The sequence below is a fragment of the Streptomyces sp. NPDC020958 genome (assembly GCF_055562175.1).
The window spans coordinates 24,105-37,005 of sequence record NZ_JBVHFU010000029.1 but is presented as its reverse complement, the minus strand read 5'-3'; the positions used below and the strand labels follow the sequence as shown (position 1 = coordinate 37,005).

Genomic DNA, 12,901 nt, shown 5'->3' with positions numbered 1-12,901 from the left:
GGTCGCGAGGGTGTCCAGGTTGTTCGTCACACAACGATCTTGGACACCCTCGTTTACGTCTCTACAGGCACCCCTTGGAATAGATCATCTAGGCGCTCAACACCCCCCACAGCTGCTCCATCCCCCACTCCAGGTCCTCCTCCTCGACCACCAGCGGCGGAGCCACCCGCACCGTCGTCCTGTGCGACTCCTTCACCAGCACCCCCCGCTCCATCAACCGCTCCGAGACCAGCCGCCCCGATCCCACCCCCGGAGCCACGTCCACCCCGGCCCACAGCCCCCGCCCCCGCACGGCCGTCAGCAGTCCGCTGCCCGCGATCTCCGCCAGCCGCCGGTGCAGCACCTCCCCGAGGACCGTCGCCCGCTCCTGGAACTCCCCGGTCCGCAGCATCGCGATCACCTCCAGGCCCAGGGCGCAGGCCAGCGGGTTCCCCCCGAACGTGGAGCCGTGTTCGCCCGGTCGGAAGACACCCAGCACCTCCGCCCGCGCCACCACCGCCGACACCGGCAGCACCCCGCCCCCGAGCGCCTTCCCGAGGACGTACACGTCGGGCACGACCCCCTCGTGCTCGCACGCGAACGTGCGCCCGGTCCGCCCGAGACCGGACTGGATCTCGTCCGCGACGAACAGCACGTCCCGCTCGCGGGTCAGCTCCCGCACGCCCGCCAGATAGCCCGCCGGCGGCACGATCACCCCGGCCTCGCCCTGGATCGGCTCCAGGAGCACGGCGACCGTGTTCTCGGTCAGCGCGGCGCGCAGGGCCGTCAGGTCGCCGTACGGGACGATCTCGAAGCCGGGCGTGTACGGCCCGTAGTCCGCCCGTGCCTCGGGGTCGGTGGAGAAGGAGATCACCGTGGTCGTACGGCCGTGGAAGTTGCCGCCCGCGACCACCACCTTGGCCATCTCCGCGGGCACGCCCTTGACCCGGTACCCCCACTTCCTGGCCGTCTTCACCGCCGTCTCCACCGCCTCCGTCCCGGTGTTCATCGGCAGCACCATCTCCATCCCGCACAGCTCCGCCAGCTCGGTGCAGAACGCGGCGAACCGGTCGTGGTGGAAGGCCCGGGACGTCAGGGTCACCCGTTCGAGCTGCGCCTTCGCCGCCGCGACCAGGCGCGGGTGGCCGTGTCCGAAGTTCAGCGCCGAGTAACCGGCCAGGAAGTCCAGGTACCGGCGCCCCTCGACGTCGGTCAGCCACGCCCCCTCGCCCGTGGCGATCACCACCGGCAGCGGGTGGTAGGTAGGCGCGCTGTGCAGCTCGGCGGCGGCGACGAGGGCTTCCGTAGTGGTCACGGCGACTCCGGGGGACGCGGCGGGATTACCCCTTTCCTACCTCTTGTCCGTGCCCGACTGGTGGACGCCACGGCCCCCGGGCCGGGCGTGCCCGGTAATGTGACCGGAGGGCCGTGACTGGCGCGCTGGGATGGGACCGACCATCGGGGAGCGGCTCGTGTTGTGACCGAGTGCCGTGCGCCTGGGCCGAACCGTGAGTGCCGAACGACATGTCCGGAGGTCCCGAATGACTGACAAGTCCGCGCCCCTGTCCACCGAGTCCACCGCCTACCGCGCCGCCCTCGACGTGATCCGCGCCGTCGAGCCGCGCGTCGCCGACGCCATCGGTCAGGAGGTCGCCGACCAGCGCGAGATGCTCAAGCTGATCGCGTCCGAGAACTACGCCTCCCCGGCGACCCTGCTCGCGATGGGCAACTGGTTCAGCGACAAGTACGCCGAGGGCACCATCGGCCGCCGCTTCTACGCCGGCTGCCGCAACGTCGACACCGTCGAGGGCCTCGCCGCCGAGCACGCCCGCGAGCTGTTCGGCGCCCGCCACGCCTACGTGCAGCCGCACTCCGGCATCGACGCCAACCTGGTCGCCTTCTGGGCCGTCCTCGCCGACCGCGTCGAGGTCCCCTTCCTGGAGAAGTCCGGCGCCCGCCAGGTCAACGACCTGACCGAGGCCGACTGGGCGGAACTGCGGCAGGCCTTCGGCAACCAGCGGATGCTCGGCATGTCCCTGGACGCGGGCGGCCACCTCACCCACGGCTTCCGCCCGAACATCTCAGGAAAGATGTTCGACCAGCGCTCCTACGGCACCGACCCGGCCACCGGCCTCATCGACTACGACGCGCTGCGCGCCCAGGCCCGTGAGTTCAAGCCGCTCATCATCGTCGCCGGCTACTCCGCGTACCCCCGCCTGGTGAACTTCCGGATCATGCGGGAGATCGCCGACGAGGTCGGCGCGACCCTCATGGTCGACATGGCGCACTTCGCGGGCCTGGTCGCCGGCAAGGTCCTCACCGGCGACTTCGACCCGGTCCCGCACGCCCAGATCGTCACCACCACCACCCACAAGTCGCTGCGCGGCCCGCGCGGCGGCATGGTCCTGTGCGACGACTCCCTCAAGGACCAGGTCGACCGCGGCTGCCCGATGGTCCTCGGCGGCCCGCTCCCGCACGTCATGGCCGCCAAGGCCGTCGCCCTCGCCGAGGCCCGGCAGCCCGCGTTCCAGGACTACGCCCAGCGGATCGTGGACAACTCGCGCGCGCTGGCCGAGGGCCTGATGCGCCGGGGCGCCACCCTGGTCACCGGCGGCACCGACAACCACCTCAACCTGATCGACGTGGCCTCCTCCTACGGCCTCACCGGCCGCCAGGCCGAGTCCGCGCTCCTCGACTCGGGCATCGTCACCAACCGCAACGCGATCCCGGCCGACCCGAACGGCGCCTGGTACACCTCCGGCATCCGCATCGGCACCCCGGCGCTGACCACGCGGGGCCTGGGCACGGCCGAGATGGACGAGGTCGCGGGCCTGATCGACCGCGTCCTCACCACCACCGAGCCGGGTACCACGAAGTCGGGCGCGCCGAGCAAGGCGAGCCACGTCCTCGACGAGAAGGTGTCCACGGAGATCGCCCAGCGCGCGACCGACCTGGTGGCGGGCTTCCCGCTGTACCCGGAGATCGACCTCGGCTGAGTGCCCCTGAAAGGGGCGCGGGGAACTGCGCGACCGGCCCCCAGCGGCCCGCGGTTCCCCGCGCACCGAAACCCCCCGAGGTCTCTGAGAGAATGGTGAACATGGCCTCAGACCGACCTCGCGTGCTCTCCGGCATCCAGCCCACCGCCGGTTCGTTCCACCTGGGCAACTACCTCGGCGCCGTCCGCCAGTGGGTGGCCCTCCAGGAGTCCCACGACGCCTTCTACATGGTCGTCGACCTGCACGCGATCACGGTCCCGCAGGACCCCGCGGACCTGCGCGCCAACACCCGGCTCGCCACCGCCCAGCTGCTCGCCGCCGGCCTGGACGCGGACCGCTGCACCCTCTTCGTGCAGAGCCATGTCCCCGAGCACGCCCAGCTCGCCTGGGTCATGAACTGCCTCACCGGCTTCGGCGAGGCCAGCCGGATGACCCAGTTCAAGGACAAGGCGGCCCGGCAGGGCGCCGACCGCGCGAGCGTCGGCCTGTTCACGTACCCGATCCTCCAGGTCGCCGACATCCTGCTGTACCAGGCCCACGAGGTGCCCGTCGGCGAGGACCAGCGCCAGCACGTCGAGCTCACCCGTGACCTCGCCGAGCGCTTCAACGGCCGGTTCGGCGAGACCTTCACCGTCCCGAAGCCGTACATCCTCAAGGAGACGGCGAAGATCTTCGACCTCCAGGACCCGTCGATCAAGATGAGCAAGTCGGCGTCCACGCCGAAGGGCCTCATCAACCTCCTCGACGACCCCAAGGTGACCGCGAAGAAGGTGAAGAGCGCGGTCACCGACACCGACACGGTGATCCGCTACGACCACGCTCAGAAGCCGGGCGTCTCGAACCTGCTCACCATCCACTCCACCCTCACCGGCACGTCGATCGCCGAGCTGGAGCAGGAGTACGAGGGCAAGATGTACGGCGCGCTCAAGACGGACCTCGCCGCCATCATGGTCGAGTTCGTGACCCCCTTCCGCGAGCGCACCCAGCAGTACCTGGACGACTCGGAGACCCTCGACTCGATCCTGGCCAAGGGCGCGGAGAAGGCGCGCGCGGTCGCGGCCGAGACCCTTGCGCAGGCCTACGACCGCGTCGGCTTCCTGCCCGCCAAGCACTGAGCCGTCACCGGGCGGAGCGAAGCGCTGCACATCACTTCGGCCACGGCTGCCCGCGAGGCGGCCGTGGCCGTACAGTCGATAGCCGGACGGCCGGGTACGAACCCGACACCCGTCCACCATCACGACCGACGGGAGATGACGTGGGGACCGTAACGATCGGCGTGTCGATCGCGGTCCCGGAGCCTCACGGCAGCCTGCTCCAGGAGCGGCGCGCGGGCTTCGGCGACGCCGCGGCCCATGGCATTCCCACGCACGTGACCCTGCTGCCGCCGACCGAGGTCGACGCGGGGGCGCTGGCCGCGGTGGAGGCCCACCTGAGCGAGGTCGCCGCGGCGGGCCGGCCGTTTCCGATGCGGCTGTGCGGCACCGGTACGTTCCGGCCGCTCTCGCCGGTGGTGTACGTCCGGGTGGACCGGGGGGCCGAGGAGTGCGCGTGGCTGCAGTCGCGGGTGCGGGACGCGTCGGGGCCGCTGGAGCGGGAGTTGCAGTTCCCGTACCACCCGCACGTGACCGTCGCCCACGGGATCGACGAGGCGGCGATGGACCGGGCGTTCGCCGAGCTGGCGGGGTTCGAGGCCGAGTGGCCGTGCATGGGGTTCGCGTTGTACGAGCAGGGGGCGGACGGGGTGTGGCGGAAGCTGCGTGAGTTCGTCTTCGGGGGCTCCGGGGTCGTCGTGCCTCCTCAGGTGGGGCATGTGGAGCGGGGAAGCATCGCCAGTCGGTAGGCCGCGGGCCCGACTAGATCGGCAGCCGCCGGAACACCGATCGTGGTGCGTGGCGCAGGGCCGACATCACCAGGCGCAGGGCGCCCGGTACCCACACCACCTCCGAGCGCCGCCGCAGGCCCGTCTCGATCGCCGTCGCCACCGCTTCCGGGGTCGTCGCCAGGGGGGCCTCCTCCAGGCCCTCGGTCATCCTCGACCGTACGAAGCCCGGCCGTACGACCATCACGTGCACACCCGTCCCGTGCAGGGCGTCGCCCAGGCCCTGGGCGAAGGCGTCCAGGCCCGCCTTGCTGGAGCCGTAGATGAAGTTGGAGCGCCTGGCCCGCTCCCCGGCGACCGACGACAGGACCACCAGTGAGCCGTGGCCCTGGGCCTGCAGGGCCCGTGCGCTCACCAGGCCCGCCGAGACGGCGCCGGTGTAGTTGGTCTGCGCGACCCGTACGGCGCTGAGCGGCTCGCGTTCGTCGGCCGCCTGGTCGCCGAGGACGCCGAAGGCCAGCAGGACCACGTCGACGTCGCCCTCCGCGAAGACCTTGCCGAGGGCCGCCTCGTGGGACTCGGGGTCGAGCGCGTCGAAGGGGACGGTGTGGACGTCGGGCCCGAGGGTGCGCAGGTGCGCGGCGGCCCGGTCGAGCGCGGGGGAGGGGCGGCCGGCGAGCCACACCGTGCGGGTGCGGCGGGCGATCAGCCGGCGGGCGGTGGCCAGCGCGATCTCGGACGTACCGCCGAGGACGAGCAGCGACTGGGGCATTCCGAAGGCGTCCTTCACGACAGCTCCTGACGACGGGGGGCTAGAGACCGAGACGGCGGGACAGGTCGGAGACGAACACCCCGCGCGGGTCCAACTCCGCTCGCAGGGCACGGAATTCGTCGAGCCTCGGATACATCGCGGCGAGCAGTTCGGGACGCAGCCGGGAGTCCTTGGCGAGGTAGACGCGGCCACCGGCGGCCGCCACCTCCTCGTCCAGTCCGTCGAGGAGGGCGGCGAGGCCGGGCAGGCCGGCCGGGATGTCCAGGGCGAGGGTCCAGCCGGGCACGGGGAAGGAGAGCCAGCCGGGGTCGGCGTCGCCGAAGCGTTTGAGGACGGCCAGGAAGGACGGGCAGCGGTGCTCGGAGACCCGGGTCACGATCCGGCGCAGCGTGTCCTCCCGGCCGTGTCCGACGGCGAACTGGTACTGGACGAATCCGGCCCGGCCGTAGACGCGGTTCCAGTGCGGGACGCCGTCCAGGGGGTGGAAGAACGTGGAGACGTGCTGGAGCCGGCCCACCCGGGCGCGGGGGGCCTTGCGGTACCAGACTTCGTTGAACAGGCCCACGGTGGTGCGGCCGAGGAGGCCGTCGGGGACGAAGGCGGGGGCGGCGGGAAGGGTGCGGGGGTGGAAGGCGAGGGGGGCGCGCCCGGCGCGGGTGTGCTCGCCGAGCGCCTCCCGGGGGGCGTGGTCGCCGCGCGTGAGCACCGCGCGGCCGGTGGCCGCCCCGCGCGCGAGCAGGTCGATCCAGGCGACCGAGTAGCGGTAGCGGTGGTCGGTGGCGGTGAGCCGGGTCATCAGGTCGTCGAGGTCGGTGGCGCGTTCGGTGTCGACGGACATGTACGACGTCTCGACGGGGAGGAGGCGGACGGTCGCCGTGAGGATCACCCCGGTCAGACCCATGCCGCCGGCCGTCGCGTCGAACAGCGGGGTGCCGCGGCTCACCGTGCGGACGTGGCCGTCGGCGGTGAGCAGTTCGAAGGACAGCACGTGACGGGAGAACGATCCCGAGACATGGTGGTTCTTGCCGTGGATGTCGGCGCCGATCGCGCCGCCCACCGTCACCTGGCGGGTCCCCGGGGTCACCGGGACGAACCAGCCGAGCGGCAGCAGCACCTCCATCAGGCGGTGCAACGAGACCCCTGCGTCGCACAGCACGGTGCCGCCGTCCGCGTCGATGGCATGGATGCGGTCGAGACCCGTCATGTCGAGCACGGCGCCGCCGGCGTTCTGCGCCGCGTCGCCGTACGCCCGCCCCAGGCCCCGGGCGATACCGCCGCGCACCCCGCAGGTGCGGATCGCGTCGGCCGCCTCCTGGTAGGTGCGGGGGCGGATCAGACGGGCGGCGGTGGGGGCGGTGCGGCCCCAGCCGGTGACGGGGACGGTGACTTCGGGCGCGGTGGGTCCGCCGGGCTTTCCAGGCATGGGGACGACCGTATCCCTGCCGTATGGGTGGTTATGGGTTTTACAGGGGATTGGTTACGAAAGATCACCTGACTCCCCGAAACGGGTGATTGTCCGAATGTCGCTCAATAGGGTCGTAGCTTTGGCCGCGTGAAGGTGAACAGTGAGTCCAATGGACGACATGGACCACCGGATCCTGACCGCGCTGCACGCCTGCGGCGCCGATCCACGCGTCGCGTCGGCCGCACGCGGTCTCTCCCTCGCCGGGGAACACGGTGCGCTCTGGCTCGCGGCGGGCCTAGCCGGGGCCGCCGTGGACGGCGCGCGGCGCGGCGCCTGGTTGCGCGGCACGGCGCTGGTCGCGGGCGCGCACCTCGGCAGCATGGCCGTGAAACGGGTCGTACGACGGGCGCGCCCCGCGCATGTACGGCCCCGGGTGCGGACCGCCGGCCGGCACTCCTTCCCCAGCTCGCACGCCACCTCCGCGACGGCGGCCGCCGTCGCCTTCGGGGCGCTCGGCGCGTCCGGACTTGCGCCCCTCGCGGTCGCCGTGTGCCTCTCCCGGCTGGTCGCCGGCGTGCACTACCCGACGGACGTGGCGGCGGGCGCGGCACTGGGAGCGCTCACGGCGCGCGCGGGAGCGCGTTGGATGCGCGAGGGAGTGCCCGGCGCCTCGCACGCGGGGAGGCGGCCGTGACCGAGACCGCCCACGCGGCCGGCGAGACGCTCGCCGACGGGACGCTCGCCGACGGGACACCTGCCGGCGAGACGTCTGCCGAAACGACACTGCACGAACAGCGCGGCCACCCCCTCCGGCCGTCCGGACGGGCACGCGCGCACCTCGCCCCCGGCCTCCTCCTCACGGGCCTGCTGAAGACCACCCGACCCAAGCAGTGGGTCAAGAACGTCCTCGTCATCGCCGCCCCGGCCGCCGCCGGGCGCCTCTTCTCGGTGTCCGCCCTGCTGCGCGAGGCCCTGGTCTTCGCCCTGTTCACCGCCTGCGCCGCCGCCGTCTACCTGATCAACGACGCCCGGGACGCCGAGGCCGACCGCGCCCACCCCGTCAAGTGCCGCCGCCCGGTCGCCGCCGGACAGGTCCCGGTCCCCGTCGCCTACACCGTGGGAGGCGTCCTGGCGGCCCTGGGACCCCTGCTCGCCGCCCGGCTGGCCCCACCCCTGGTAGCCGTCCTCCTGATCGCCTACCTGGCCATGCAACTGGCCTACTGCGTCAGCCTGAAGCACGTCCTGGTCGTCGACCTCGCCGTCGTCACCACCGGGTTCCTGATGCGGGCGATGATCGGCGGGCTCGCCCTCGGCATCCCGCTGTCCCGCTGGTTCCTGATCACCACCGGCTTCGGCGCGCTCTTCATGGTGTCGGCGAAGCGCTACTCGGAAGCCGTGCAGATGGCCGGGAAGGCGGGTGCCACGCGCGCGTTGCTCACCGAGTACACCACCGGCTACCTCCGCTTCGTCTGGCAGCTCGCCGCCGGGGTCGCCGTCCTCGCCTACTGCCTGTGGGCCCTGGAGGGCCACGGCGGACCCGGCGCCGGCCTGCTGCCCTGGCGCCAGCTGTCCATGGTCGCCTTCATCCTGGCGATCCTGCGCTACGCCGTCTTCGCCGACCGGGGCACCGCCGGCGAGCCCGAGGACGTCGTCCTGCGCGACCGCGCCCTCGCCCTGATCGGCCTCGCCTGGCTGGCCATGTACGCCCTCGCGGTGGCCCACTGGTGAGCGCGGACCGGCGTGAGCTGATCGGCTTCGCCGCCGTCGGTCTGCTCGCCTACGCCGCCGACCTCGCCCTCTTCAGCCTCCTGCGCGGACCGGCCGCCCTCGACCCGCTCACGGCCAAGTCCCTGTCCTTCGTGGCCGGCTGCACGGTCGCCTACCTCGGCAACGCCTGCGGCACCTACCGCCACACCCGCGCCACCGGCGTGCGCCCCTACGCCGTCTTCGTCGCCGTGAACCTCGCGGGCGCCCTCGTCCAACTGCTCTGCCTCGCCGTCAGCCACTACGGCCTCGGTCTCACCTCGCAGCGCGCCGACACCGTCTCCGGGGCGGTCGTCGGCATGGCGCTGGCCACACTTCTGCGCTTCTGGGGTACCCGCACATTGGTGTTCCGGTCAGGGGGCAGAGTGGGATCATGGACTGGCTGAGCAGACTTCCCTTCGTCGGCCCGCTGGTGGGCCGGCTGATGACCACGCACGCGTGGCGGTCGTACGAGCGGCTGGACCGGGTGAAGTGGACCCGGCTGGCCGCCGCGATGACCTTCATCAGCTTCGTCTCGCTCTTCCCGCTGCTCACCGTGGGTGCCGCGGTCGCCGCCGCCACGCTGAGCGAGTCGAAGCAGAGGGACCTCCAGAACAAGATCGCCGACCAGGTCCCCGGCATCTCCGACCAGCTGGACCTCAACACGCTGGTCCAGAACGCCGGCACCGTCGGCCTGATCGCCGGTGCCGTCCTGCTGTTCACCGGCATCAACTGGGTCGGGCAGATGCGGGACTGCCTGCGCGCGGTGTGGGAACTGGCCGACAAGGACCAGAACCCGGTCCTCGTCAAGCTCAAGGACGGCGGCATCCTGCTCGGCTTCGGCGGCGCGGTCCTCGCCACCCTCGCGGTGTCCACGATCGCCTCGGCGGCGGTCGGCTGGACGTCCCGGCAGCTGGGCCTGCCCGAACACGGCTGGGGCAGCGTGCTGCTGCGGATCGTCGCGTTCGCGGTCGCCGTGGTGGCCGACTTCCTGCTGCTGCTCTACGTCCTCACCCTGCTGCCCGGAGTCGAACCGACGCGCCACAGGCTGCTGGTCGCGGCCCTGATCGGCGCGGTCGGCTTCGAACTCCTCAAACTGCTGCTCAGCGGCTACATCCAGGGCATCGCGGCGAAGAGCATGTACGGCGCGTTCGGGGTGCCGGTGGCCCTGCTGCTGTGGATCAACTTCACCTCGAAACTCGTCCTGTTCTGCGCCTCCTGGACGGCCACGGAGAGCGGCGCCGCGGTCAGGGCCGAGTCCGGCGGCGTACCAGATCCGGCAGCGGCCAGCGGCGGTTGACCAGGAACGCCGCACCCACCAGCAGCACCAGCGCCCCGCCCGTGACCGCCAGCGCGACCCCGACCCCGCTGGAGCCGCCCGCGGAGGAGGCCGCCACCGGCTTCGACCCGGCGTCCTTCCCCGTACCCGTACCGGCACCGGCCGCGGTCGCCGAGGGGGTCGCCCCCGGCTGCGCGGTGGAACCCACCGCCCCCCGGGGCGCGACCAGCTCACCCACCGGAGTCACCTTGCCCGCCGCCTGGAACCCCCAGTCGAACAGCTTGGCGGTCTCCTTGTAGACCTCGTTGTGCTCCTTCTTCGCCGGGTTCATCACCGTGACCAGCAGCACCCTGCCGCCCCGCTCGGCGACGCCGGTGAAGGTGGCGCCCGCGTTGGTGGTGTTGCCGTTCTTCACCCCCGCGATGCCCGGGTAGACCGACACGTCGAAGTCACCGCTGAGCAGCCGGTTGGTGTTCTGGATCTCGAAGGAGCCCCGGACCGGCTTGCCCTTGGCGTTCTTCGCCGTGTCGCCGGGGAAGCTCGCCCGGACGGTCGAGCAGTACTCGCGGAAGTCCTTCTTCTGCAGGCCCGAACGTGCGAACAGCGACAGGTCGTACGCCGACGACACCTGCCCCGGCTGGTCGTACCCGTCCGGACTCACCACGTGCGTGTCCAGCGCCTGCAGTTCGTCGGCGTGGTCCTGCATGTCCTTGACGGTCTGCCCGACCCCGCCGTTCATCGCGGACAGCACGTGCACGGCGTCGTTGCCGGACCGCAGGAAGACCCCGAGCCACAGGTCGTGCACCGTGTACGTCTGGCCCTCCTTTATCCCGACCAGGCTGGAACCGGCGCCCATGCCCGCGAGGTCGGCCGGCACCACCTTGTGCGTGGTCGACCTCGGGAACCGGGGCAGCACGGTGTCGGCGAACAGCATCTTCAGGGTGCTCGCCGGGGGCAGCCGCCAGTGCGCGTTGTGCGCGGCGAGCACCTCGCCCGACTCGGCGTCGGAGACGATCCAGGAACGGGCGGTGATGTCCTTCGGCAGCACCGGCGCCCCGGCGCCGAGATCCACCTGGGTGCCGGGGCGGCCCAGCCGGGCACCGCCGACCGTCGACATGTTCGCCGGCGGAGTGGCCGAGGGGCTCGTCGACGGCTTCGGCGCGGCGAGCGCGGCCGGGGCGGTGAGCGACAGGGACAGCAGGGCGGCGGAGGTGACCAGCAAAGATCGGCTGGTCCTCGGTTTCGGTGCGGGCACGGACGAGAACGTACCCGGCACGGAGGGCGAAGTCCCACCACCGACCCCACCCCGGAATCGGAACCGGACAGCGAACGGCGATACTGACTGCGTGAAACTCAGCCGTCCGGTCTCCTGGTTCCTGCTCGCCTTCGGGGTGTGGAGTTGGTTCATCTGGATCACTTTCGTCAAAAACCTCGTCAAGGACGGCAGCGGACTCGCCTTCCACGACGGCAGTCCCACGGCGTACTTCTGGATCCACCTGACCCTGGCCGTCGTGTCCTTCGTATTGGGGACGGTCATCGGGGTCATCGGGTTGCGCGGAGTCCGCGCACTGCGCCGTACGTCATAGGGAGAGGCACCCCGGGGTGATCATCGTCGTCGGGCTCGTCGCCCTGGCCGTGGTGGCGGGCCCGTACTGGTACGTGTGGCGGCGCCTGGTGCGGGACACGACGACCGGGTGGGGGTGGCCGCGCCGACTGGGCACCGCGCTGTTCGTCGTGGGCCCGGCACTGATGTTCGCGGCCCTCTTCGCCGAGGTCGGCCACGCCCCGTTCCTCCTCCAGCGCACCCTGGCGTGGCCGGGCTTCCTGTGGATGGCGCTCTCCCTGTACCTGCTCCTGGCGGTGGTGGCGGGGGAAGCGATACGCCCGCTGACCCGAGTCGTGCAGAAGCGCTGCCGCCGCGTGGGTGCCACCGGCCACGACGGCGAGCAGCCGTCTCCACAGGGCCCTACCCCCACCCGCCGCCTCTTCGTCTCCCGGGTGATCGGCGGCGCGGCCGCCACCGCCGCCACCGCCACCGTCGGCCTCGGCACCTACGGCGTCCTCCGCGGCCCGAGCGTGAAGCGCGTCACCGTGCCCCTCGCCAAACTCCCGCGGGCCGCGCACGGCTACCGCATCGCCGTCGTCAGCGACATCCACCTGGGCCCCGTCCTCGGCCGCGGCTTCGCGCAGCGGGTCGTGGACACGATCAACGCCACCCAGCCCGACCTGATCGCGGTGGTCGGCGACCTCGTGGACGGCAGCGTCAAGGACCTCGGCCCGGCGGCCGCCCCCCTCGCCCAGCTGTCCGCGCGGCACGGCGCGTACTTCGTCACCGGCAACCACGAGTACTTCTCCGGTGCCGCCCAGTGGGTCGAGGAGGTACGCCGCCTGGGCCTCCACCCCCTGGAGAACGCCCGCACCGAACTCGCCCACTTCGACCTCGCCGGCGTGAACGACCTCGCCGGGCGGAGCACCGGCCAGGGCCCCGACTTCGACCGCGCGCTGGCCGGCCGCGACCCGGCCCGCGCCTGCGTGCTCCTCGCCCACCAGCCCGTCCAGATCCACGAGGCCGTCCGCCACCACGTCGACCTCCAGCTCTCCGGTCACACCCACGGCGGCCAGCTCTGGCCCGGCGACCTCGTCGCCGCGGCGGCCAACCCGACCGTCGCCGGTCTGGACCGCTACGGCGACACCCAGCTGTACGTCTCCCGGGGCGCCGGCGCCTGGGGTCCGCCGACCCGGGTGGGTGCCCCGTCCGACATCACGGTCATCGAACTCGCCTCGCGGCACGCCTGACCGGAACGCTCCCGCGGGCCCCCGTGGCCCTCCCGCGCCGCTCCTGTGAAGCCACTGTGAAATCCGGCCGAAACGAGCGCTCGGTAAGTTCTTCCTCATCTAGTCAGATCGC

Annotated in this window: 13 protein-coding genes and 1 riboswitch; of the genes, 9 read left to right on the top strand and 4 right to left on the bottom strand. The window is 72.1% G+C overall.

Annotated features, from left to right (window positions below; translation table 11 throughout):
- Nucleotides 1-88: 88 nt before the first annotated feature.
- Nucleotides 89-1,294, bottom strand: coding sequence for an ornithine--oxo-acid transaminase (gene rocD / locus ACZ3KP_RS40270; RefSeq protein ID WP_467506042.1), 1,206 nt, complete (start codon nt 1,292-1,294; stop codon nt 89-91).
- A 103-nt stretch (nt 1,295-1,397) separates the two neighbouring features.
- Nucleotides 1,398-1,488: riboswitch (ZMP/ZTP riboswitch) on the top strand.
- A gap of 32 nt (nt 1,489-1,520) precedes the next feature.
- On the opposite strand from rocD, the gene ACZ3KP_RS40265 reads away from it, so the two are divergent.
- The 3 genes from ACZ3KP_RS40265 (at nt 1,521) to ACZ3KP_RS40255 (ending at nt 4,815) form a co-directional block, all read left to right on the top strand.
- The gene (locus ACZ3KP_RS40265; protein ID WP_467506040.1) at nt 1,521-2,975 is read left to right on the top strand and encodes a glycine hydroxymethyltransferase; all 1,455 of its coding nucleotides are present in this window, start codon (nt 1,521-1,523) and stop codon (nt 2,973-2,975) included.
- A gap of 101 nt (nt 2,976-3,076) precedes the next feature.
- Nucleotides 3,077-4,090 carry a tryptophan--tRNA ligase gene (gene trpS, locus ACZ3KP_RS40260; protein WP_467506039.1) on the top strand — a complete coding sequence of 338 codons (1,014 nt, stop codon included), beginning with the start codon at nt 3,077-3,079 and terminating at the stop codon, nt 4,088-4,090.
- 140 nt (nt 4,091-4,230) lie between these two features.
- Nucleotides 4,231-4,815: a 2'-5' RNA ligase family protein gene (locus ACZ3KP_RS40255; RefSeq protein ID WP_467506038.1), complete on the top strand. Its 585-nt coding sequence runs from the start codon at nt 4,231-4,233 to the stop codon at nt 4,813-4,815.
- A 13-nt stretch (nt 4,816-4,828) separates the two neighbouring features.
- Here ACZ3KP_RS40255 and ACZ3KP_RS40250 read toward each other — a convergent pair whose 3' ends face one another.
- Together ACZ3KP_RS40250 and ACZ3KP_RS40245 are read right to left on the bottom strand one after the other, a co-directional pair.
- On the bottom strand, nt 4,829-5,584 hold the full coding sequence (locus ACZ3KP_RS40250; RefSeq protein ID WP_467506036.1) for a decaprenylphospho-beta-D-erythro-pentofuranosid-2-ulose 2-reductase: 756 nt from the start codon (nt 5,582-5,584) through the stop codon (nt 4,829-4,831).
- Nucleotides 5,585-5,606: 22 nt separating this feature from the next.
- Nucleotides 5,607-6,989 (bottom strand): FAD-binding protein, encoded by a 1,383-nt coding sequence (locus ACZ3KP_RS40245; RefSeq protein WP_467506034.1) that lies wholly within the window; start codon nt 6,987-6,989, stop codon nt 5,607-5,609.
- A 151-nt stretch (nt 6,990-7,140) separates the two neighbouring features.
- Here ACZ3KP_RS40245 and ACZ3KP_RS40240 point away from each other — a divergent pair, with 151 nt between their 5' ends.
- The 4 genes from ACZ3KP_RS40240 (at nt 7,141) to ACZ3KP_RS40225 (ending at nt 10,014) form a co-directional block, all read left to right on the top strand.
- The gene (locus ACZ3KP_RS40240; RefSeq protein WP_467506032.1) at nt 7,141-7,665 is read left to right on the top strand and encodes a phosphatase PAP2 family protein; all 525 of its coding nucleotides are present in this window, start codon (nt 7,141-7,143) and stop codon (nt 7,663-7,665) included.
- An 89-nt stretch (nt 7,666-7,754) separates the two neighbouring features.
- Nucleotides 7,755-8,699 (top strand): decaprenyl-phosphate phosphoribosyltransferase, encoded by a 945-nt coding sequence (locus tag ACZ3KP_RS40235; protein WP_467506045.1) that lies wholly within the window; start codon nt 7,755-7,757, stop codon nt 8,697-8,699.
- Nucleotides 8,696-9,121 carry a GtrA family protein gene (locus ACZ3KP_RS40230; RefSeq protein ID WP_358978759.1) on the top strand — a complete coding sequence of 142 codons (426 nt, stop codon included), beginning with the start codon at nt 8,696-8,698 and terminating at the stop codon, nt 9,119-9,121. Before ACZ3KP_RS40235 ends, ACZ3KP_RS40230 begins: the two co-directional genes overlap by 4 nt.
- The gene (locus ACZ3KP_RS40225) at nt 9,109-10,014 is read left to right on the top strand and encodes a YihY/virulence factor BrkB family protein (protein WP_467506030.1); all 906 of its coding nucleotides are present in this window, start codon (nt 9,109-9,111) and stop codon (nt 10,012-10,014) included. Before ACZ3KP_RS40230 ends, ACZ3KP_RS40225 begins: the two co-directional genes overlap by 13 nt.
- Here ACZ3KP_RS40225 and ACZ3KP_RS40220 read toward each other — a convergent pair.
- The gene (locus tag ACZ3KP_RS40220; RefSeq protein WP_467506028.1) at nt 9,962-11,248 is read right to left on the bottom strand and encodes a D-alanyl-D-alanine carboxypeptidase family protein; all 1,287 of its coding nucleotides are present in this window, start codon (nt 11,246-11,248) and stop codon (nt 9,962-9,964) included. The two genes, ACZ3KP_RS40225 and ACZ3KP_RS40220, sit on opposite strands and share 53 nt — an antisense overlap.
- Nucleotides 11,249-11,339: 91 nt before the next feature.
- Here ACZ3KP_RS40220 and ACZ3KP_RS40215 point away from each other — a divergent pair, with 91 nt between their 5' ends.
- Complete coding sequence (locus ACZ3KP_RS40215; RefSeq protein ID WP_132891339.1) at nt 11,340-11,579, top strand: SCO4848 family membrane protein; 240 nt, start codon at nt 11,340-11,342, stop codon at nt 11,577-11,579.
- A 16-nt stretch (nt 11,580-11,595) separates the two neighbouring features.
- Nucleotides 11,596-12,789, top strand: a complete 1,194-nt coding sequence (locus tag ACZ3KP_RS40210; RefSeq protein ID WP_467506026.1) for a metallophosphoesterase — start codon at nt 11,596-11,598, stop codon at nt 12,787-12,789.
- Nucleotides 12,790-12,901 lie beyond the last annotated feature (112 nt).